Source organism: Streptomyces sp. NPDC048258 (genome assembly GCF_043201995.1).
Lineage (GTDB): Bacteria > Actinomycetota > Actinomycetes > Streptomycetales > Streptomycetaceae > Streptomyces.
Genome location: NZ_JBICZH010000030.1, coordinates 1 through 19,349 on the forward strand (window position 1 = coordinate 1; position 19,349 = coordinate 19,349).

The 19,349-nt window shown below is 68.9% G+C and carries 24 protein-coding genes; 6 read left to right on the top strand and 18 right to left on the bottom strand.

Annotation, left to right across the window (positions count from 1 at the left end):
* Together ACGFYQ_RS37885 and ACGFYQ_RS37890 are read right to left on the bottom strand one after the other, a co-directional pair.
* Positions 1-409, bottom strand: a 409-nt coding sequence (locus ACGFYQ_RS37885; protein ID WP_393751228.1) for a relaxase domain-containing protein, incomplete at its 3' end; no start/stop codon positions are given.
* Positions 410-763: 354 nt separating this feature from the next.
* Positions 764-1,792 (bottom strand): restriction endonuclease, encoded by a 1,029-nt coding sequence (locus ACGFYQ_RS37890; protein WP_393751230.1) that lies wholly within the window; start codon positions 1,790-1,792, stop codon positions 764-766.
* 128 nt (positions 1,793-1,920) lie between these two features.
* Between ACGFYQ_RS37890 and ACGFYQ_RS37895 the strand changes: the two genes are divergently transcribed.
* The 3 genes from ACGFYQ_RS37895 to ACGFYQ_RS37905 all read left to right on the top strand — a co-directional run bounded on the left by ACGFYQ_RS37895 (position 1,921) and on the right by ACGFYQ_RS37905 (position 4,515).
* Positions 1,921-2,085, top strand: coding sequence for an XRE family transcriptional regulator (locus ACGFYQ_RS37895; RefSeq protein ID WP_393751232.1), 165 nt, complete (start codon positions 1,921-1,923; stop codon positions 2,083-2,085).
* Between the two features lie 151 nt (positions 2,086-2,236).
* The gene (locus ACGFYQ_RS37900) at positions 2,237-3,385 is read left to right on the top strand and encodes a ParA family protein (RefSeq protein WP_393751234.1); all 1,149 of its coding nucleotides are present in this window, start codon (positions 2,237-2,239) and stop codon (positions 3,383-3,385) included.
* Complete coding sequence (locus ACGFYQ_RS37905) at positions 3,382-4,515, top strand: ParB/RepB/Spo0J family partition protein (RefSeq protein WP_393751236.1); 1,134 nt, start codon at positions 3,382-3,384, stop codon at positions 4,513-4,515. Before ACGFYQ_RS37900 ends, ACGFYQ_RS37905 begins: the two co-directional genes overlap by 4 nt.
* A gap of 211 nt (positions 4,516-4,726) precedes the next feature.
* On the opposite strand, the gene ACGFYQ_RS37910 is transcribed toward ACGFYQ_RS37905, so the two are convergent.
* Both ACGFYQ_RS37910 and ACGFYQ_RS37915 read right to left on the bottom strand, forming a co-directional pair.
* Positions 4,727-4,969 carry a hypothetical protein gene (locus tag ACGFYQ_RS37910; protein ID WP_393751238.1) on the bottom strand — a complete coding sequence of 81 codons (243 nt, stop codon included), beginning with the start codon at positions 4,967-4,969 and terminating at the stop codon, positions 4,727-4,729.
* 64 nt (positions 4,970-5,033) lie between these two features.
* Entirely contained in the window at positions 5,034-5,549 is a 516-nt protein-coding gene (locus ACGFYQ_RS37915; RefSeq protein WP_393751240.1) for a hypothetical protein, read from the bottom strand.
* Positions 5,550-5,690: 141 nt separating this feature from the next.
* On the opposite strand from ACGFYQ_RS37915, the gene ACGFYQ_RS37920 reads away from it, so the two are divergent.
* Positions 5,691-6,614 carry a hypothetical protein gene (locus tag ACGFYQ_RS37920; RefSeq protein WP_393751242.1) on the top strand — a complete coding sequence of 308 codons (924 nt, stop codon included), beginning with the start codon at positions 5,691-5,693 and terminating at the stop codon, positions 6,612-6,614.
* A 259-nt stretch (positions 6,615-6,873) separates the two neighbouring features.
* On the opposite strand, the gene ACGFYQ_RS37925 is transcribed toward ACGFYQ_RS37920, so the two are convergent.
* The 7 genes from ACGFYQ_RS37925 to ACGFYQ_RS37955 form a co-directional block, all read right to left on the bottom strand.
* Positions 6,874-7,365, bottom strand: coding sequence for a hypothetical protein (locus tag ACGFYQ_RS37925; RefSeq protein WP_393751244.1), 492 nt, complete (start codon positions 7,363-7,365; stop codon positions 6,874-6,876).
* Positions 7,366-7,367: 2 nt separating this feature from the next.
* Positions 7,368-8,216 carry a histone-like nucleoid-structuring protein Lsr2 gene (locus tag ACGFYQ_RS37930; RefSeq protein ID WP_393751246.1) on the bottom strand — a complete coding sequence of 283 codons (849 nt, stop codon included), beginning with the start codon at positions 8,214-8,216 and terminating at the stop codon, positions 7,368-7,370.
* Positions 8,216-8,776, bottom strand: coding sequence for a WhiB family transcriptional regulator (locus ACGFYQ_RS37935; protein ID WP_393751248.1), 561 nt, complete (start codon positions 8,774-8,776; stop codon positions 8,216-8,218). Before ACGFYQ_RS37935 ends, ACGFYQ_RS37930 begins: the two co-directional genes overlap by 1 nt.
* Complete coding sequence (locus ACGFYQ_RS37940; RefSeq protein ID WP_393751250.1) at positions 8,773-9,231, bottom strand: hypothetical protein; 459 nt, start codon at positions 9,229-9,231, stop codon at positions 8,773-8,775. Before ACGFYQ_RS37940 ends, ACGFYQ_RS37935 begins: the two co-directional genes overlap by 4 nt.
* Entirely contained in the window at positions 9,228-9,908 is a 681-nt protein-coding gene (locus ACGFYQ_RS37945) for a GGDEF domain-containing protein (protein ID WP_393751252.1), read from the bottom strand. The genes ACGFYQ_RS37940 and ACGFYQ_RS37945 overlap by 4 nt, the downstream gene beginning before the upstream one ends.
* A 91-nt stretch (positions 9,909-9,999) precedes the next feature.
* The gene (locus ACGFYQ_RS37950; RefSeq protein WP_393751254.1) at positions 10,000-10,236 is read right to left on the bottom strand and encodes a hypothetical protein; all 237 of its coding nucleotides are present in this window, start codon (positions 10,234-10,236) and stop codon (positions 10,000-10,002) included.
* Entirely contained in the window at positions 10,191-11,192 is a 1,002-nt protein-coding gene (locus tag ACGFYQ_RS37955; RefSeq protein ID WP_393751256.1) for an NUDIX domain-containing protein, read from the bottom strand. The genes ACGFYQ_RS37950 and ACGFYQ_RS37955 overlap by 46 nt, the downstream gene beginning before the upstream one ends.
* A 428-nt stretch (positions 11,193-11,620) precedes the next feature.
* Here ACGFYQ_RS37955 and ACGFYQ_RS37960 point away from each other — a divergent pair, with 428 nt between their 5' ends.
* Together ACGFYQ_RS37960 and ACGFYQ_RS37965 are read left to right on the top strand one after the other, a co-directional pair.
* Entirely contained in the window at positions 11,621-12,133 is a 513-nt protein-coding gene (locus ACGFYQ_RS37960) for an RNA polymerase sigma factor (protein ID WP_393751258.1), read from the top strand.
* Positions 12,130-13,083 carry a helix-turn-helix domain-containing protein gene (locus ACGFYQ_RS37965; protein WP_393751260.1) on the top strand — a complete coding sequence of 318 codons (954 nt, stop codon included), beginning with the start codon at positions 12,130-12,132 and terminating at the stop codon, positions 13,081-13,083. Before ACGFYQ_RS37960 ends, ACGFYQ_RS37965 begins: the two co-directional genes overlap by 4 nt.
* A gap of 81 nt (positions 13,084-13,164) precedes the next feature.
* Here the strand turns inward: ACGFYQ_RS37965 and ACGFYQ_RS37970 are convergent, their stop codons facing one another.
* From ACGFYQ_RS37970 to ACGFYQ_RS38000, 7 genes are all read right to left on the bottom strand, one after another.
* Entirely contained in the window at positions 13,165-13,785 is a 621-nt protein-coding gene (locus tag ACGFYQ_RS37970; RefSeq protein WP_393751262.1) for a hypothetical protein, read from the bottom strand.
* Positions 13,786-13,871: 86 nt separating this feature from the next.
* Complete coding sequence (locus ACGFYQ_RS37975; RefSeq protein ID WP_393751264.1) at positions 13,872-14,558, bottom strand: hypothetical protein; 687 nt, start codon at positions 14,556-14,558, stop codon at positions 13,872-13,874.
* A 96-nt stretch (positions 14,559-14,654) separates the two neighbouring features.
* On the bottom strand, positions 14,655-15,035 hold the full coding sequence (locus ACGFYQ_RS37980; protein ID WP_393751266.1) for a hypothetical protein: 381 nt from the start codon (positions 15,033-15,035) through the stop codon (positions 14,655-14,657).
* A gap of 110 nt (positions 15,036-15,145) precedes the next feature.
* Positions 15,146-15,310 (bottom strand): hypothetical protein, encoded by a 165-nt coding sequence (locus ACGFYQ_RS37985; RefSeq protein WP_393751268.1) that lies wholly within the window; start codon positions 15,308-15,310, stop codon positions 15,146-15,148.
* Positions 15,292-15,726, bottom strand: a complete 435-nt coding sequence (locus ACGFYQ_RS37990; RefSeq protein WP_393751270.1) for a hypothetical protein — start codon at positions 15,724-15,726, stop codon at positions 15,292-15,294. Before ACGFYQ_RS37990 ends, ACGFYQ_RS37985 begins: the two co-directional genes overlap by 19 nt.
* 107 nt (positions 15,727-15,833) lie before the next feature.
* Entirely contained in the window at positions 15,834-15,956 is a 123-nt protein-coding gene (locus tag ACGFYQ_RS37995) for a hypothetical protein (protein ID WP_393751272.1), read from the bottom strand.
* A gap of 156 nt (positions 15,957-16,112) precedes the next feature.
* Entirely contained in the window at positions 16,113-19,238 is a 3,126-nt protein-coding gene (locus ACGFYQ_RS38000) for a DNRLRE domain-containing protein (RefSeq protein WP_393751274.1), read from the bottom strand.
* Between the last annotated feature and the right edge of the window lie 111 nt (positions 19,239-19,349).

Sequence of the window (19,349 nt, forward strand, 5' to 3'; positions counted from 1 at the left end):
GCCGGGTCTCCTCATCCCCCAGGGCCCACAGGAGGTAGATCGTCGGCTGCGGCCGGAAAACGAAGTCGAAGCCGACGACCTTCACCCGCCGCCCCGGCGCCCCGGCCCGCCGCGCCACCTTCGGTGAGTCCCCCGCGGCAAGCCGTTCGGCCACGAGCCGTTCCGCGTCCGGGTGCCGGCCTCCCTCACCGAAGAGGTTGCGCAGCTGCTCCTCGGTGACCTCCTCCCCCGCCACCAGCCCGAGAGCGCCCAGTCCGCGGCCCATCCAGCGACCGGCCGGGACACCCGCCTGCTCCTGGGCCTTCTTCAGCGGCATCCGGGCCGGGCGGCGGCCGTCACCGACCACCGTCTCGCGCGTGTAGTAGCGCTGCATCTGACCGGCATTCACGATCATCGCGTCCATCGTCATGCAGACCACGCCACACGGCGCTGACCTGCAAGAAAAGGGCTGTCGGCGATACGGCCCGCCAGGCGGGACCAGCGGACGAACTTTCTTCCCGAGTGCCCGCCAGACGGGAAGCGGCGCCGGCCCCGGCAGCGAATGTCATCGCTCTCCGGTCACCAGTCACCGGCCCCCACTCACCGGTGAGTCACCACACCGAACCCCACCGAACGCGATCGAGCACGACCCGGCACACCGGTGACCCGAGTTCACCGCACACGCCCTTCCGTACCCCGCCCTCCGGCACGCGCCGGGGGGCTTCGTGCTTCAGCGTGCCGACCTTCGAGACGCTCCCCCGCTTCACCGCCGACCTCCACCACCTCACCCCCGCCCAACGCCAACGCTTGCGCCGCGTCGTCTATGAGATAGAGCAATGCGGGAGCCTGTCTCTTCGAGGCCCAGCACGGCCATCAAAGGTTCGCCCCACCGGGCCCAGCGGTTCAGCCGTGCCTGGTCCACGAGGTGGATGTCGTGATCGTGTGCGAAGTCGGCGGCTGGTTTAGTGAACGTCCCGTTGGTCACGGCCACGACGATGTCGGCCCGGTGCTCAGGGCGGGCGGTGCCATTGAGCGTCTGAATCTCAGGCGACCCGACCTTTTTCAATCCGGCCTGGCGATGCTTGCACTGGAACACGATGCGCAGGGAGTCGGGCGTCACCGCGATGACGTCTGCGCCGAGGTCGCGTGCTCCGCCTCCTTCTCGCACGATGCGAAAGCCATCGCGTCTGGCCAAGGCAGCCACTGCTTGCTCGAAGGCGGCGGGTGTCATGGCGTGAATGTCGTCAAGGCAGATGCTGTCGTCAGTGTCGAGGAACCTGTCCATCTCTGCTTCGAGCAACGCCAGCTGGTGCATGGCGTTGCGGTGGCGTGCCCGTGCATCGCTCGCGTCTTGAGCTGCCTGGGTGAGCTTGCCCCTGAGGTTCCCCAGGGAGTTCGCTGCTGCATCTGCCGGAGCGGAGCCGCGCCTGTATTTGGCCGCTACGTCGCTGGTCGTCTGCTCTAGCATCCGACGCCAGACGCCTCTGGCCTCCGTCCTCGCCTTCACTGCGGTGTTCCTCGCCTGGTTGAGGACTTCGCGGAGCGCAGTGTGAGCTACGTGGTAGTCCTCGGCGAAGGGGCTGTTCGTTGGGGGGAGCAGGGCGTTTACGCCTTCGAGTTCTGTCTTCAGTTGAGTGGCCAGGTCATCTGCTGCGCCGAACCAGTCCATGGCAACCTGTCCCTCGACCCAGTGAAGGTGGGCCGCAAGTAGATCGTCGTCGGTGGCTTCGGAGATGTGACGTCGCAGGGCTTCCTGCAGCTGAGGGCTGGGGTACTCGGGCATCGTCACGGGGGTGGGCCAGTTGATGTGCATCAGGAACCCACCACCGAGCGCAGGGGCGCACCCCATTCAATCCATTGCTGCAGGTCGTAGCGGCTCAGGTGCTTGAGCGTAGAGCTCATGCTGTCGATGTAGCGAAGGGCTGCGCGCGAGACGTACGGATGGTTACTGACCAGCAGAATGGTGTTGAGGCCGAGCACATCACCCTCACCGCCGTCGCCCACCACTTCGGCGTCTGGCCCGCGGTCATCTCCTGCATCGAGCGCGGCACCCGCCGTGACGACGACCTCGCCAACGCCTACCGCGACTGGCTCGCCGCCGCTTGACAGCCAATAGGAGCTTCAGCCCAGGACCGCCCCCTTCACTTGCCGACCTGCCCGGCCGGAGCTAACACTGCGGGCTGCAAGATCAACAAAACGGGACGAACCTGGTGCGCACAGGGCGCAATCTACCGGAGCCCACTGGTAAGTTGCCTTCATGACCGCAGGGAACAGCGATTCTGAGAACGAAAAACTAAACGTCAACCTGACAGCAGAGCTTCGCATGCGTCTCCGCAGTGTCTCTGCCCAGCGCGGGCTGAACATCTCCGAGGCGACGAGCCAGGCGCTTGACCTCTGGTTCCGGACTCCGGAGGCGCCGGCCATAGAAGTCAGGGAAGCGAAGTCGTGGGGTACGTGGCTGCCCGCTGGCGGCGTAGCCCGCTTCTACACCGAGTGTGAGCAGCGTGAGCTGACCAAGGTGCAGGGAATCGCGCAGGCGCTGTCACTGTGGATCAGCAGCGACCAGCCCGTTCCGGCGGCGCCTCGCCCGCGCGTGCTTCGGCGACTCCTTGTCGCTCTACAGAAGGGCGGGGTGGGGAAGACGTTCCTGGCCGGCGGTCTGGCACAGGCTCTCGCGGAACTCGGACTGCGCGTGCTGCTGGTCGACTACGACCCGCAGGGCCACCTCACTCGCCGGCTGGGAGAGCAGCCCATCGCTATGGACAGCGGCGGCAGCCTCCTCGAGCACATGCTGGGCAAGGCGACCCGTCACATCCGCCGTTCCATTGTGGTCCTGCCGCAGCAGCGTTTCGGTGAGCGCCTGCATCTGTTGCCCTCCTGCAATGACGCGTTCCTGTTCGACGCTGTGATGAGCACGATGCGCGCCGGTCGTGAGGAGTCGCTGGCGCGTGCGTTGGAGCCGGTCGAGAAGGACTACGACATCGTCATCCTCGATGGGCCTCCCAGCCTCGGCCTCGCGATGGACATCGGCATGCACTACGTACAACGCCGCGAAGGGGAGCTTGCGGACCGCTCAGGTGTCGTGATGCCGGTATGGGCAGACCTGCCGAGCTTCGAGGCATACGACCTCTTCAACGCGCAGCGGCAGCAGTTGGAGAAGCTCGCCCGCATCCAGGTGGACGAAGTCGGCTTCGTCATCAACGCCTACGACAGCCGCCGTGGCGCCTCCGTGCAGATAAGGCGTGAGGAGTGGGAGGAGCGGTCAGCTCCCGGTGTTCTCGCCGTCTTCCCAGATCTCAAGGAGCAGAGGGACGCGCAGGACCGTCAGACGCCGTTGCTCGAGTGGGAACCCGACTGCTCCCTGTCGAAGGGGCTGCGGAGCTTGGCGAAGGAGCTGGCGGCGTGAGCAAGAAGGACTCTGTCCCCCGCTACGCAGGGGCCGCTGAGGCTGCAGGTCCCTCGCGCAACGAGATCCTCGCGCACTATGGCATCTCCGCGTCTGCGGATGAGGATCCCCGCGAGAAGGAGATGCGGGAGTGGGAGGAGCAGCAGCAGCGACGGCTGTCGGGGCAGACGGTCCCGTCCGAACTGGCGTTGGAACTCGTCAGCGCCAATCCAGAGAATCCTCGTGAGCTCCTTGGGGACCTCGAAGGCTTGGCGGGCAGCCTGAGGGAGGTCGGCCAGGTGACGGCGATCACCGTGGCCAGCGTCGACGCTTACCTCAAGGGGCGGCCCGACCGGCAGGGCGAGCTGGAACCGGGAGCGCAGTACGTCGTGGTCGACGGGCACCGTCGGCTGGCTGCTGCACGCAAGGCTGGCTTCTCGACGCTCAAAGTCACCGTCAACGATGCCTTCGCGGCCACGGACGAATCGCTCCTGGAGGCCGCCTTCGTCGCGAACGCCCAGCGTGAGGACCTCACCGAGCTCGAAGAGGCCCAGGCGCTCCAGCGACTCGTGCAGCACTACGGCTCTCAGCACAAGGTGGCCAAGCGGCTCGGCCTGACTCAGCCGTACGTATCCCAGCGGATCTCGCTTCTCGCGCTGGCTCCCGACCTTCAAGCCGACCTCGTAGAAGGGCGGCGCACTGTGGAGCAGGTGCGAGGGCTGGCCAAGCTCAGCCACAGCGAGCAGCGCACGACGGCGGATGCACGACGTGCCGAGGTGCCCGCGGCTCGTAAGGAGCGCCGAACCGCGCCCGCAGCCAGTGCGGATCAAGCGAGCCTCGATGTCGGTCAGAACGGCGCTGGCACTGATAACGGCGTTATCAGCGCGAAGCTGGCCTCAGCTCCGAGCTCTCCCTCGGACGGTAGTGATAACGCCGTTATCAGCACCGTGGCTGTCGAGCAGGATGCCGGACCGCTCCTGGTGGACATGCGCCGACTGCCGCGAGTGCCGTGGCACGACGGTCATGGCGTTGCCGACCTCATCCTGGAGAAGATGGATGCGGATCAGCAGAAGATCTTGTTCGAGCGGCTCTCTGCAGCCCTCCTGGGCAGCCGGGTAGGCGAGTCCGAGGCACAAGGCAGCGACGGCTGATAACGCCGTTATCAGAGTCCTCGGCAGCGCTCGGCGCCGCGGACAGCGCAGCAACGTATGAGCAGGCCTCGCGTCATCTGCTGAGGGCGGCGGTGATAACGGCGTTATCAGCCGTCGCAGTCGAGTCATGTTGAAGCAGCCGCAGGCGTGGCATGACAACCAACAGCGTCGCCTCTCTCATGCGGCCCCGAAACAGCAAAAGGCCGGTACCTCACGCATCGCGTGAGGTACCGGCCTTTTGCTGTTGGTCAGATGTAGGCATCAGCTGAGCGGTCCCAGCGTCGGCGGCGAGGGCTTGGCGGTAGATGCCGGTGTCGTTCTGGTCGGCAAGCATCGTGACGGTGCACCAGGCGAGGGTGGAGCGGGCGATCGGGCCGGCGTAGTTACTGGCCCACGGGTCGGAGGGGTCGGCGGGCGGTGCGGCGGTGAACTGGTCGAAGACGGTGGCGGGCATCGGCCCTCACATCTCCCCTGGGGCGCCGGGACCGTGGTGGTCCGGGCAGCCGGGCAGGTGGGGGTCAGCGAGTGGCGGGGGCGGGCGCGGTTTTGTGGCTGTCGCGGTGCGCGCTCTGCGCCGGTTCGGCGAGGACCCGCAGGTTGCGCGGCTCACCGACCGGGCCGCAGGAGCTGCACACCACGGCGTAGTTGCGGCGGCCGGTGCAGCCGGAGTCGGCGTCGCGGGGCTTGCCGGAGGGCCGGACCGCGTGGGTGCACTCGGTTCCGTCGGGGTGGAGCGGGGCGATCTTCACGCTGATGCGGGCAATGGGCTTGGTCTCCTGCTCGGGGTCGGGGAAGGGCAGTTGGTGGAGCGCGGCCGCGGGGGTGCGGCCTCGGGTGGGGCGCGGCGGGGTGGGCGGCTCGGTGCGGGTGAGCGCGGTCTCGGGGAGGAGTCCGAGCTGTCCGGCGGCGGCCGCGCGGGCGGCGAGGGTGAGGGAGCGGGTGACCCGGTGGTGTCCGTGGTCGATCCGCAGGTGGCAGAGCTGGCAGGCGGCGAGCAGGTTCTCGACTGCGGCCTGGTTCTCCTGCCCGAACACGGTCCGGACTGCGAGAACGGCTGCCGTTGAGACCTCGACCTGCTCGGCGCTGGGGCAGAAGCGGACATGTCGCCGGTGGCACTACTGAGCGCCACCGAAATTCCGACAATGGGTTTGCTCCAGCCGCCTAGTGTCCTGGCCATGGACTCTGAACGACTCAAGCTCTCTTCGCGCAAATGGATGATCGCGGCCTTCGCCGCGCTCGCCGAAGGCCCGTCGTCTCATGACCTGGCGGTCCACCACGCCGGGATCGCTGCCGAGCATCTCCTCAAGTCATACCTGGCCAGCCTGCACCCGGCTCTCGTAGTGGAGGGCAAGGATTTCAACTCCTTGCTGCACGCGACGGGTCACGGGGCACACGCTTCGGTTCCCGCGGAGCAGGTCAAGACCATCGGCTTGGCCGAAGCCCATGCCCGAGCGCAGAAGATCTTGCGGAAGAAGATGCCGGTCGATCAGCGGGCGCTTGGACCGCTAGCCAACGCTCGTAACGGCGTCGCACACAGTGGCATGTACGACCGGTCAGAGGTCAATGCCGTCTTCACCACGTGTCTCCGGCTGATCGACCCCTTGCTCGTCGAGCTCAAGATCGACACTTCCTACTGGGGCCGTTACGAGTCCCTGCACGACCGGCTTCTCGAAGAGAACGTGGAAGCTGTCCGTGTCCGGCTGGAGAGCAAACTTGCTCGGGCCAAGGATGTCTTCTCTGAACGTTACGGCCACTTGCCCCAGAAGGAACGCGAGCTCGTCCTCGGCACGATTGCACGAGTCTCTCCTCCCGGCTACATCGAACACGACGAGCCCGCCACCTGCCCGGCATGCGACTCGCAGGGCTGGCTTAGTGGTGACACGCACGTGGACGAGGATGAGTGGGCGGTCATGTTCACCCCGTTCGTCTTCACCTGCCCAGCCTGCGACCTGCGTGTCGAGCACGAGGAACTTGAAGAGCTGGGGGGGCTTGCGGAGGAGGTCAAGCTGGATGAGCCACCAACCGACTTCTACGCGGACTGGGAGCCAAGTGAAGTCCGTGGATCTTCATGGGATGGAGGACCATTCCACAACTTCTGATAGCCGGACTTACCAACATCTCGCACGTCTTCGGGGGTGTGGTTGAGGTGGGCGGTGGTGAGGCCGACCACGGACCCGGTGTCGGGGTGGGGCTGCTCGTGGACGGCGGGGCAGCGGCCGCCGGGGTGCGCGAGGCCGCAGTGGCCCGTGCACTCGCAGCGGCCGCGGGGCCCGCTCGAACCGGATCCGCGCGCTGATCTGGGGCCAGTCGCGGGGGTAGCGGTGCAGGTTCTCGGGACGGATGGGCACGGCGGCTCCGCTACTCGCCGCCGGCGGCCTGGCGGTGCTCGAAGGCTTCGAGCAGTTCGCCCAGGTCGTTCGGCTCGGGTGCGGTGCCGACCCAGTCGCCGGTCTCGGTGAACACCTCCACGTCGGTGGTGTCGGCGTCGAACCAGCAGATGTACGGCCCGTACCGATGGATGACCGCCGTGGCGACGGCGGCCGGGTCGGACAGCTGCGGCGCGGTCTCCAGCACGGCGAGCGTGTTGACGGCCAGCCACATCGGCTCGTCCGGCGTGCGAGGGAGCCGGAGGTAGCCGGTGACGCGGAGCTTGTCGCCGGGGACCAGGTCGTGGATGACCGCGTGCGCCAGCTCCGGGTCGGCGACGCTGCACGGCAGGATCATCTCGTCCGTGCGCTCGTCCGTCGGGGAGACTGTGAGCCGGAACCGCGCCGTGCTGCCGTGCAGGTCGCCGGGCACGGTCTCTTCGTCCAGGAAGCCGTCCAGGGCTATCGCGTCGTCGTCGGCCACGGTCAGCCGGCCTTCCGGACCGGCGCCTGGTGCGCGTCGTCGTACGCCTCCAGGACCCGCTTGGGAACCATGCCCTGGTCGGCGACCTGGTGGCCGTGCTCGCGCGCCCACGTCCTGATGGCGGCGAGCTCCTCCCGGGTGCGGCCGCTTCCCAGGCCCGCGCGGATCGGGGTGGGCGCGGCAGCCGCGGTGGCGGCCGCCGTGGTGCGGGTGCCGGCCTTCAGCGTGCGCAGTTCCTCCTGCGCCTTCTCCAGTTCGGCGCGGGCCTTGGCGACCTTCTCTTCGGCCTCGCGCTGTGCGGCCTCGCTGTCGCGGCGATCGGTCAGCTCGGAGAGGTCGGCGGTGATGCGGGCGGCGCGGCCGCGTACTCCGGCGGCCGGGTGCGCGGCCGCCCAGTCGAGCAGCTTCTGCACGGCGTTGGTGACGGGCAGCGCGACGACCGGGACGTCGATGACCGGGGAGGCGGCGGCCGGGCGGGGCAGCCCGAGGACGCAGTCGGCGATGAGGTCGCTGAGCTCGGTCTCGGTCAGGCCGGTGGCCTCGCGGATGGCCTGCTCACTGTCGCCGTTGTTGTGCATAGAGATCGCCACGGACTCGTGCGCGGACAGGGCCGGGGCTGCGGGGGTGTTCGTCATGGTGGGTGCGTCTCCGGTTTCCGGGAGGAGGGGGAGCAGGGCGGTGAGGGTGTCGGGGTCAGTGGGCAGCCCGAGGACGTCTAGGAGCAACGCCATGTCGTCCTTGTCGCGGGAGCTGCGGGCGGTGACCCGGGCCGCGGCGGCGAGTTGCTGCGCCGGGTTCGGGTTCAGGGGCAGCGCTTCGGCTTCGAGGGCCTCGGTCCAGTCGGTGAACATCACGCGGCCTTGCCGCTGGCGACCAGGGCCAGCACGCGCAGGTTGGACGCCGCCTGCGTCTGGGTGATGGGTTCCTTCCAGCGGTTGTACGGCGCGGGCCGGGTGGGGATGCCTTCCAGCTCCAGGCGGGCGAGGGCCAGTTCGCGGGCGGTCGGCGGCACGACGCGCGCCGCGTGCGCCCGCTTCCGCCAGCGCCGGTCCTCTTCGGCCACCACGCCGACCCAGTCCTCACCGAGCCGGTCCACGAGTTGCTTGCGCAGCTGCGTGCGGTCGCGCTTGGTGGTCGCCGCCCACACCCCGGTCTCGGTCAGGCCTGGGTTGGCCAGCGCCCACTTCAGGCAGTCCTTGACGATCGGGCAGCCGGAGCAGGCGTGCTTGGCCTTGGCGAGTGCCTTCTCCCGGGCGCGGGGGTCCTCGTCGGTGTTGCGGATGTCCTCGATCGAGAACAGGGCCGGGCTCGTACGGCAGCGCAGGGCGTGGTCGGTCTCGGGGAAGGGGACCCTGTCGTCGGCCACGATGATGGCCGGCGTCTGCGGGACGCCGGTGCGGTTGCGGCTCATGAGGTGGCCTCCGGAGCGAGGTGGGGGAGCTGGAGGAGGATCTGGTCCACGAGGTCCTGCGGTGGGCGCCACGGTCCGAGCTGTCCGTGCAGCCACGGGATCGGCAGCGCGAGTTCGTGGACGTCGGAGAGGACCAGGTGGAAGGCGTCGGGCTGCGCCCACCGCGAGCACGGCGGGGTGCCGGCGGCGTCCTGGTGGCAGTCGGTGAGGCGGGCGACGCCGATGACGGCCCGGGTGTGCAGGGCGCGGCTGCGGATCGCAGTGGCGACCAGCGGGTCGCGCATCGGGGCCCGCTCGGTGGCCTGCCCGGCGTGCAGCAGCAGCCAGCCGCGCCAGGACCAAGGGGTCGGCCTGTTCTCCACGTCCTTCCCGGCGAGGATGCAGGTCGTCCAGGGCTGGCGGATCGTGAGGCCCCGGATCCAGGTGCCCGGGTCGGTGGTGGTGGTCTCGCTCATGCCGCCCGTCCCAGGGAGTTGGTGCCCGGCCGTCCGGCGCGGCGGCCGTTGATGGAGGGCACCGTGGCGTGCTGCGGTCCGGCGAGGACGGCGTGGCCGGTGTGCTTGCCCGCGTACATCGCGGCGTCGGCGGCGCGCTGGAGCACGCTCAGGTCGGTCGTGCCGAGGATGTCGGGGGAGGCGGCGCCGACCGACGCGGCGACGTCGACCAGGGCGCCGTCGTCGACGGAGACGGGCTGGGCGAGCAGCTGCGTGAGCTGGGCGAGGCGGAGCTCGCGGCGGGCGGGTCCGATCCGGACCGCAACGGCGAACTCGTCGCCCCCGAGCCTGCCGACCGCGCCGCGGCTGCCCGCCCAGGCGGTGAGGCGCTGCGCGGTGGCGGCCAGGACGCGGTCGCCGGCGGCGTGCCCGCCGGGCCCGTCGTTGATCTGCTTGAAGTGGTCCAGGTCGACCAGGACCACCAGGGCGCTGTCGCCGTGCCGGTCGGTGATCTGCCGGGCCTTGGCGGTGTAGCCGTCGCGCCCGAGCAGACCCGTGAGCGGGTCGCGGCGGGCGGCGGCGAGCTTGCGGTGCAGGCTGACCGCGTGCAAGGTCCAGCCGGTCAGCGGCACGGCGAGGCTGGTGATGAGCAGGGCACGTTGCCCGATGGGGGCCTGTAAGCGCACGGTGGAGGCCATACTGGTTGCTCCCTCTCTCGTCTTGTACGGGATGGGTAGGCCCGAGGCAGGCGACGGTTTCCAGACCTGGTGCGCCTGCCTCGGGGCGTATCTACAGCTCGTAGGGCGTCTTGCGGGTCCAGTCGTTCGGGTTGGACCAGCGGCCGGCCTTCGCCGCCGCCCAGTCCAGCTCCCAGCCGTCGCGGACTCCGCGCGCTCCCCAGCCGCCGTCCTGCTGCCCGGGGACCTCGAGCCCGGCCTGCCGCGCGGCGAACGCCGCGTCGTAGACCTGGTGGGCGCGGGTCAGGGCCTCGTTGGCCGAGGACGCCTTGCCGGTGAAGACGTGCACACCGTGCAGCGCCCGGTCGTTGGTGTGTATCGGCACGTCCACCTCATAGAACTCCAGCTGCGGCATGACGCCCTCTCCTTCCTGTCGCTGGTCGTGGCGGAACACCGCGACCGCCCCGGCCGGTGAGGCCGGGGCGGCACGGAGGAACGCCGCGCTCGCGCGGGACGGGGGCAGTGGTTCGCGGCGGCCGCCACGATCTCGGCGTGGTCGAACGCGAGGTTGGGGAGCGCGTCCAGGGGCCACCAGCGGGCGGCGGTGGCGTCGTCCCCGGCCGTCGGCTCGACCAGCGCGGGCAGGGTGGCCGTGTAGGCGACGCTGACGTACCGGCCGCGCGGGTCACGGCCGACGGCGTCGAAGGCGCCCACCTGCCGGAGGTCGGCGGCCGGGACGGAGATACCGGTCTCCTCCTCCAGCTCGCGCACGGAGGCGACCAGGCTGGTCTCCCCCATGTCCACATGACCGCCAGGCAGGGCCCACCGGGACCTGAACGGGTCCCAGCCCCGCTCGATCAGCAGGACGTGCCCGGCGGCGAACAGGACCACGTCGGCGGTGTAGCGGATCGTCTCGTTGGTGGTGTCGGTGCTCAAGAGGTGTCTCCTGATCTCGGAGCGGAGCCCCGGTGGCCGGGGCGGAACAGCGTCAGGCCGGGACGGGGGCGGGGGTGTCGAGTCGGCACCGAGGAGCAGGCCGCGGATCGACTGCTCGTACTCGCCGGTGCGGATCCGGTCGTGCATGAGCTGTCCGGCGACCAGGCAGCGGGCCCGCAGCCGGATCAGGGCGACGGCGTGAGGGTCGGCGCCGGCGGCGGTCGCGGCCTGCCCGGCGGCGTCACCGGCGAGCTGGTTGGCCGCCTGGAGGCCGGCCTCGCGCCGGGAGCACCGGGCGCGCCAGTACGTTCTTCCGCACCGATCTGCGCGGCCGTCAGCCGCTAACGGTCCGCGGCCCAGGCGCTGCACCTAGCGCAGACTGGATGAACTACTCGCTCGGGAGTTCAACCTTTCGTCTGCCTTAACCCTGTAGTGGGCAGACCGGGTAGAGCGCCACGGTGCGAAACAGGCGGAGTGCACAAGTGAATCTTGACCTGCTGGCCATCCTCGTGCCCGCCGTGGTGGCGGTGGTTGGACTGTTTCTCCGTTCTCGCAATGGGAGTTCGAACCATTGGGACGTCCTGCATGAGCTCGCGCGTGGCCGATCCGCAGCCGGGATCGAGCGAGAACGACGAGCAACATTGCGGATGATGCTCGATTGCCTGCCAGGGGGCACCCTTCGGGTGGAAGATACAGACGGTAACCGGGCGGGTCGACGCACTGTGATTGACAGCGCAGCATCGAGCGACGATCAGCGCGGGTAGCCATATGAAGCGGCAGGCAGGGGGGCAGAGGACGTGCAGCCTGAGGCCGAAGGCTTTTCTGACTTCTTCTTGCACTGGGAGCCGCAGGTTCGCCGCTACCTGATCTGGTTGGAGGGAGATCGCGCCGTGATCGACGATGCGGCTCAGGAAACCATGATCAGCGCGTACAGGTATTGGGAGAAGGTCAAGGATCTGGAGAAGCCGAGCGCTTGGCTGTTCAAGGTCGCAGGGCAGCGCCTCAGCGATGCCCAGGAGGCACGCGGTAGGGCAGGAGTGAGCACCGATCCACAGGATCTTCCGGACACTGCATCTCCGGGAGGAGTAGACGAATACGCTCTGCGGGACGACAGGCTGGCTATCCTGGACGCTGTACGCAAGCTTCCACCACAACAGGCAGCCGCAATCGCGCTTCAGATGCAACACGATCTTCCTCTGGACGAGATCGCTGACATCATGAGTGTCTCCACCGGATCGGTGAAGACACACCTACACCACGCTCGCAAGGCCCTTAAGTCTCTGCTCGTCGCCGATGGGGGTGAACTGTGAGCCTTGAAGACCAGCTGCGAGAAGCAGCTGCTGCGGTGAATGAGATGTGGACGGATCCTGATGCCGCACAAGCCCGGCTTGCACGTCTTCAGTCTCGGCTGACCGAGGAAGCGACTACTGGTGCGGCCGCGGTGCCGTTGCCAGGCAAAACGAGCCAGCGCTATGCTGCTCTGCTTTTCGATGTGCTGCAGAAGGCTGAAACCGACACGGCAGAAGTGTTGGAAACCCTGGCAGAACTGGTCAGCAGTGACCTCGCCCGAAGCGAGCCGCCAATCGACCTTGCTGACATCAATGACCGGCTGCTTGAGCCGCTCGTCAATGTGGTTGAGGAAGTACTAGACGATGCCGGCATGGTTACTTTTGCTCGTGGGATTGTCGATGATACATGGGGGTACGGCGTATTCATCTGGGTGCTGGCTGGTCTGCGCCTTGCGGGCTCTGAACAGTCAGCCCGGCGCCTCGCACACTCGCTGGTCAGGCATGCGGATCTCTATACAGTCCACGACATCACAGCCTTGCTACACACGCTATGCCTTAGCGCTCAATTCGAGGCCATCAGAACGCTGCTGACACCCGAACTCATCGACGATATCGACGTGGTGAATGTGTCTACACCCACGTTCGACCATCTGATCCACGTACTTCAAGCAGCCGGCGCCACCTCCCAGGCACGAACTCTGAAAGCTCGCTTTGACTCAAGCGGCGCGCCCGATCCTGGAACGCACGGGCAGCCGACGTCAGGAAACCGACGCCGCCCAGGAGACAAGGAACATTGGCTAACGATCGCCGAAGTGGCGGATCGGTTGCAAATGACCCCGATGTCCGTCTACCAGCTGGTAGATAGCGGAGAGTTGCCTGCCGTTGGGGCCGATCGAAGTCTCCGGGTATCCGAGCAGGCGGTGGGCGATTACTTGAGTTCGATCTTCAATGGTCGAGCCACAGGATCCTGACCGTCGTCAGGCTGGACGCCAGATCCTGCCCGTGGGGATGTACACACCGCACCCCCTGGCGGGAACGGCGTCGCGAATCCGTCAGGCGGTGTTCTGCGCGGAGGCGGTCTCTGCGCGGACGGCGGCTTCGGCCTGCCGGTTCTGCTGGAGGACCTTGCCGACGATCTGTCCGGTGACCTTCGCGGCTTCGTCTTCCATCGCGGCTTCGATCCGGTACAGGCTGCGGGCCTTGCCCTTGGGCAGGACGTGGGTGCCCATCTCGTGCCGGGTCAGGGCGATGCGCCGTTCCAGCGAGCCCTTGCGGCACAGCTGGTCGACCTCGACGAACGCCCAGACCAGCGTGGCGCCGATCTCGCGCGGGCGGCGGCGCAGCCGCTTGGCGTTGATCAGGACCCGGATCGTGTTCTTCGGGGCGATCACGGTGAGGGAGTACAGGTCGTCGGGCTTGGCGGTGAAGCTGAGGCGCTTCTCGGCGTAGACGTTCTCCGGGATGCCTGCGGCCGCGCCCTGCGCCGCGGCGGCGAGGCCGGGGATCTTCTTGGGGGAGGTGACCACCAGTTCCACGGCGGTCAGCGGGCGCCGGCCGAAGTGCTCCCTCACGAGCTTCTGCGCGGTGGTGACGGTGTCGTTGATGTCGGCGGTCAGGCGGCGGGAGGTGAACAGGCCGTCGCGGATGACGGTGATCTGCGTGGGCTGCGACATGCGGGGGCCTTCCGGCTCGATCGGGTGGGGCTGATTGACCACCGCACCGCCCCGGCCGCGCGGGCCGGGGCGGAACGGGCAGTCCGTCAGACCGCGTGAATGCCGGTGAGGTCGTCGTCCAGGACCTCGTCCTTGTCACCGTCGACGTTGCGGTCGGCGGTGGCGGGGACGGCGGGAAGGCCGGCGGCGCGGGCGGCGAGGTGGTGGCGGATCTGCTCCATGCCGGTGATGCGCACCGGCTGCTCGCCGTCGCCGGTCAGCAGCGTGAAGTGGTGCTTGTACTCGCTCCTCTTGGCGCGGTGGTGGAGCACGACGCCGGGGGCGAGGTAGAAGGTGGCCTCGCCGTCCTCGTAGCCGCGCCACCGGTTCTCGTCGCCCAGGAAGTTGTCGCTCTCGTCGATGCGGATGGCAGCGCCAGCGGCGCGGTGTGCGGCGTCCTCCTCGGTCGCGGCGGTGACCTGGGCGAGGGCCTCGTCCAGCGTGGCGGCCGGGGCCGGGGCCGACCGGCGGGTGGAGGGCAGCGGGCTGCGGGTCCGCATCAGGCGGCGCAGCGGGGCGAGGACGAGTTCGGCGAGCCCGTCGATGGCGAGGGCCCCGACGACGGCGACCGCTCCGGCGAACGCGATGCGGGAGTCGTCGGACCAGGCGAGAGGGGCGAGCTGGTAGCCGAGGTAGGCACCGGCCGCGCCGCCGATCAGCGCGGACGTCATGCTGACGCCTTCGATCATCGTGTTGGCGACGCTGTTGGCCGTCTGGCGCAGGGTTGCGGTCATGATGATGGAGCTCCTTCTTCTGTCAGTGCGCTCTGGGAGGGGGAGGGGTACTGCTCCGGGGCGGCCGGGCCCGACGCCAGCGGCCGCCCCGGGCGCTCAACTGGCCGTGTGGGCGGCGGCGGTGGTGCGGACGGTGTCGGCGAGCAGCACGGTGAGCTCGTGGCCGTGGTCGACGGCGTCCTCCAGGCGCTCGATGAGCTCGGGGGGCAGGTCGCGGGTGCGGGCGCCGGTCAGCAGGCCCTCGAGGTAGAGGACGTCGGCGAGGACGCGGCCGCGGACGTCCAGGACGCAGGGCTGCACGTGCCGGGCGTCGGTGTTCTTCGCGGTCGCCAGGGCCGCGTTGTCGGCGGCCTCGGTGTACGCGGTCTCGGTCTGCTCGGTGAGCAGCGCGTCGACCTGCGTGGTGTCGCCGTAGGCGCGGCGCCACCCGAAGCGGGCGGCGGCGGCTTCCATCAGGGATCGGCGGGCGAGGGACACGGTGACCTCCGGGGGAGGGCCGGTCGTCCGGTCTCGGCTGACCGGGCGGACACCGCGTCGCCCCCGGCTACCGGAGAAGTCGGCGGGCGGGAGCGCGCGGAGAGCGCCGGTCAGTTCTCCGGGAGTTGGCGGGCGTAGTAGGAGACGTGGTCGCTGTACTCACTGCGCTCGGTGCGCAGGACGTCGGGCTCGTCGGCCGCCAGCTGCTGGAGCACGTCCACGATCCAGTCGTTGCTGCGCTGGAGGGTGAGGCGGATCAGATCCAGGTAGGACAACCACAGCTGGACGTCCTTGTCCTTGTGGCGGGCGCCGCGCACCCAGGAGTGCAGCCGCTCGCGGACGGTGTCTCGTCCGGGCGGGCGGGGATGTCGCGGGGCAGCGCCCGGCAGGTCGTGGCGTGCTCGTTGGCGACCTTCGCGGCGTCGGCAAGGCCGTAGCGCGTGTTGTAGGTGCGCTCGCCGTTCTCGCTGGTGGCGTAGTGGCAGCCCAGGCACGCGATCGAGTAGTAGGTGCCGTACTTGCCGTCGTCGGTGGTGAAGACGAGGACGACCGCGTGCGCCTGGTTGTAGTAGCGCTGGGCGATGGTGACGCCCTCGGGCTTCCAGGTCTCGCCGATCTCGGGCCACGGCTCGGGCTCGACGGCCGCCAGATCGACGGGCTCGGGGCGGCGGGTGAACAGGGTGAGTGCCATGGGCTACTGCTCCTTGTCGGTGTCGGGACGTGCGGCGGGGTGAGCGCGCCGGGCCGCGATGGCAGCCACGGCGAAGAGGACCAGGACGACCGCGTACGGCCAGCTGCTCATCCGGCGACCGCGAGTACGGCGGCGACCAGAAGCAGGGCGAGCGCGGCGAGGATCGTGTCGACCGCGAGGGCGAGCCGTGCTCGGCGGGGCTCGTCGCTGCGGCCCATGTCCCCGGACATGGCGGGGGGGGGGGGGGGGGGGGGGGGGGGCGGGGGGGCCGGGGGGGGGGGGGGGGGGGGGGGGGGGGGGGGGGGGGGGCGCCCCCCCCCCCGGCGGGGGGGGGGCCGGGGGGGGGGGGGCCCCCGCCGGCCCCCCGCCATGGTGGGTGTGGGTCTCTAGCCGATGGTGAGGAAGGTGTTCCAGTCGTCCTCGTCCCTGCCGGATGCGGCGCCGAGGGTGGCGGTGCCGCCTTGGTAGAGCCATTGGTTGCCGAGGGTGTCCACGGCCCAGATGTCGGGGATGCCGTCGCCGGTGGCGTCGGGTGTGCCGAGGATCATGGGGATGGTGGTGCGGCCCCAGCCGGTGGTGGCGTAGGTGTAGTCCACGCCGCCGGCCGCGCTGGCGGCGTCCTTGAGGGAGACGAGGTCGACTCCGCCGTTCGCGCCGGGCTTGCCCTTGCGGAGGGCGATTCCGCGGTTGGGGTTGGCGTTGTCGCGGAAGAGGAGGTCGGGGACCTTGTCTCCGGAGATGTCGCGGACGCCGATGACGTCGCGGTCGGCCCAGACCGTGGTGGCCACCTTCTTGTAGGAGGTGAAGCTGGAGCCGGTGTAGCCGGAGAAGGACCACAGCACGTCGTCGGCGATGGCGAACATGTCGGCGAAGCCGTCGCCGTCGATGTCCTCGGTGACGACGATCTGCCGGAAGGTCGCCGGATCGGGTGCGCCGGCGGGTAGCAGGATTTCCATGCGGCGGCCGACGTCGAACTGGCCGGTGCCGATGCCCGGGTAGACGTACAGCTTTCCGTCGGGCATGCGGGCGATGAGGTCGGTCAGTCCGTCGCCGGGGAACCAGTCGGTGGAGTGGCCGATGAGTGCGGGCTTGCCGTTGGGGCCGGTCTTCCAGTGGCCGGTGGCGGGCATGCCGTCCAGGATGGCGCCGGGTATGGAGACGTCGGTGTCTCCGGCGGCGTCGCCAGCGTAGGAGCGGAGGTTTCCGTCCTTGTCGATGGCGAAGAGGTCGGGGTGGCCGTCGCCGTTGGCGTCGCCGGGCTTGTCCTGGCCGGCCTTGGGGGTGACGAGGAACTGGTAGGTGGTCTGCGGGGAGATGTTGCCGTACTTGTTGACCGTGCGGACGTACAGGATGTTGGGGCCGGCTGTGTCGACCTGGAGGTGGATCTCGGCCTCACCGCTGGTGGGGGACGGCACCTCCTTCTTGTCGAAGAGCGGCCGGTTCAGGCTCCACTGGTACTCGCGGATGTCCTCGGCCTTGGCACCGTTGCCGCTGACCCTGATCACCTGGTGGGGTGTGCTGGCCGGCTTCGCGCTCCACTCGGAGAAGTACTCGCCAGGTTTCGGGAAGTCGGCGGAGGAGACGGCCGGGCTTTGCGGGACCGAGTGGCTGACGGTGAAAGTGCACCAGCCGCCGCCCCCGGAATCGTTCGGTCCGCTGCCCGAGACCGCCCCGTTCCTGTCCCGGGCACGGGAGAGCCAGTGGTACTTCTTGCCGTCAGTGAAATCACCAAACGGCACTTCGTGGGTGACGACGCCGTCGCTGTTGGGCTCCAGCCACGCGTTGTATTTCTGGGCTCCGGTCTCGGAGTCCCAGATCTCGATCTGGACCGCTTCGAGGGTTTCAAGGCCGTCGCGGTCGCTGGCCTTGGCCTGGAAGATCACGTTCGTCTTGCCGATGCCGGTGCCCGGGCTGGTGGTCAGGCACGGGCCGCCGGGAAAGGTCTGCAGGTTCGCCGCCGTCGGGGTGTCGGGCGGGTGGTTGAAGAGGATCTCGATGTACGGGGCGGTCTCGCCGTTGGCGATGAACTTCTTCCAGTAGTACGAGTCCGACTCGTTCGGGGCGGCGAACCCGAGCGACAGGGCGCCCCAGCCGCTGTTCGCGGCGTCGGTGACCAGGCCCTTGATGTCGGGGGCGATCCAGTTGTCCGGGCAGGAGCTGTTGTAGCCGTAGCCGGCGTACTCGGTGGCGACCCTCCGGTTCCACCACGTCGCGTTGTTCGTGTTGTTCCACGTACTGGAGGAGGTGACGAAGGGGGTGGAGTAGATGTCCATCGCCTTCTGGCTGCACGACCAGGAGTACGTCTGCAGGGCCCGGACGCTGGCGGAGATGATGCCGGCGCCGTGGAGCTCGCTGCCGAAATAGAAGTTGAAGATGGACCGGGAGGTGCCGCCGGTCGTGGACTCGTACCCCACGCGGGCTTCGTCCGTGCCGCTCGCGTTGTAGTTCTGCCCGTTGTAGAAGCTGGAATTGCCCTCCGTCTTGTAGAGCAAGGACCAGGAGTGCTTGTGTCCCTTGAACGAGGGGTCGATGAACACCGGATACGCCGTCTCCGGGGCGTTCAGCAGTGTGGTGTCCGGGGTGATGGAGAGGGTGTTCTCCCCAAGGGCCGCCTTGGCGGGCTTCAGGCGCGCGCCCTCCGCACCGGCCAGGCCGGCGAAGCCGAGGGTGGGATGCTGGGCCGCAAGGTCGGTGGGCTTCCAGGCCGGCTCGTTGTCGGTGGTGGCGACCTTCCCGCTGGAGTCCCACATCATCGGCGTCGGAGAGCCCGCGACTTCCTCGTCCTGGGAGTTGCGGGCGCTGACCGCGCCGGATTCCGCGTCCAGGCGGAAGGCCAGGTCGGGTGAGGCGAGGCGGTACTTCAGCTGTCCGAGGAGCGGGTCGGCGGCGGCTTGTCTGTCCTTGACGACCAGGAGGTGGGAGTAGCCGCCGTCCTGGGCGGTCATCACCAGGTCGATGCCGGGCCGGACGTTCTCGTAGAGGGCGCGGGGGCCGTCGATGACCGGCTGCGGCAGGGTTCCGGGCCAGGAGACGGTGATGTCGTGGCCGTCGGTGTTCAGCCGCACCAGCTCGGTCCACACCTCACCAGGCGTGTCCTGCCGCAGGGCCACCCGGGTGACGGAGCGCGAGGAACGCTGCTCGCCGCCGGCTGCCTGCTTGGATCCGGCGGAGAAGACGACCCGTCCGTTGACTGCCTTCGCAGCGAATCCGCCCTCGACGCGCTCAAGGGTGGTGTCGATCGGCTTCCACCGCCCGCCCACCTGGGCGCGGACAGCCGAGCTGAAGACCTGTTTGCGGTATGTCCCGTCAGGCCGCGCCCAGGTGGTGGTGTTGGCGCCGCGGGCCGCGGTGACCTCGACCTCCTTGCCGGACTCAGCGGCCAGACGCCGCGCTTCCGGTTCCGCGACCGGCGCTTCCTCGGCCTGGCTGGCCTGCGGCTTCTTGTTCCCCGCGATGTGCACGCCGACGGGCAGGGCGACCGCTACTGCCAGGAGTGCGGCAATCCCTCCCATAGTCCTGCGGCGCCGGTACCAGCGGGGCGCGGGGGCGGCAACTGTCTTTTCCGGGGCCATGGTTGGCGGACTCTCATCCACCGGTTCACTGTCAGACACAGGTGTACTTCT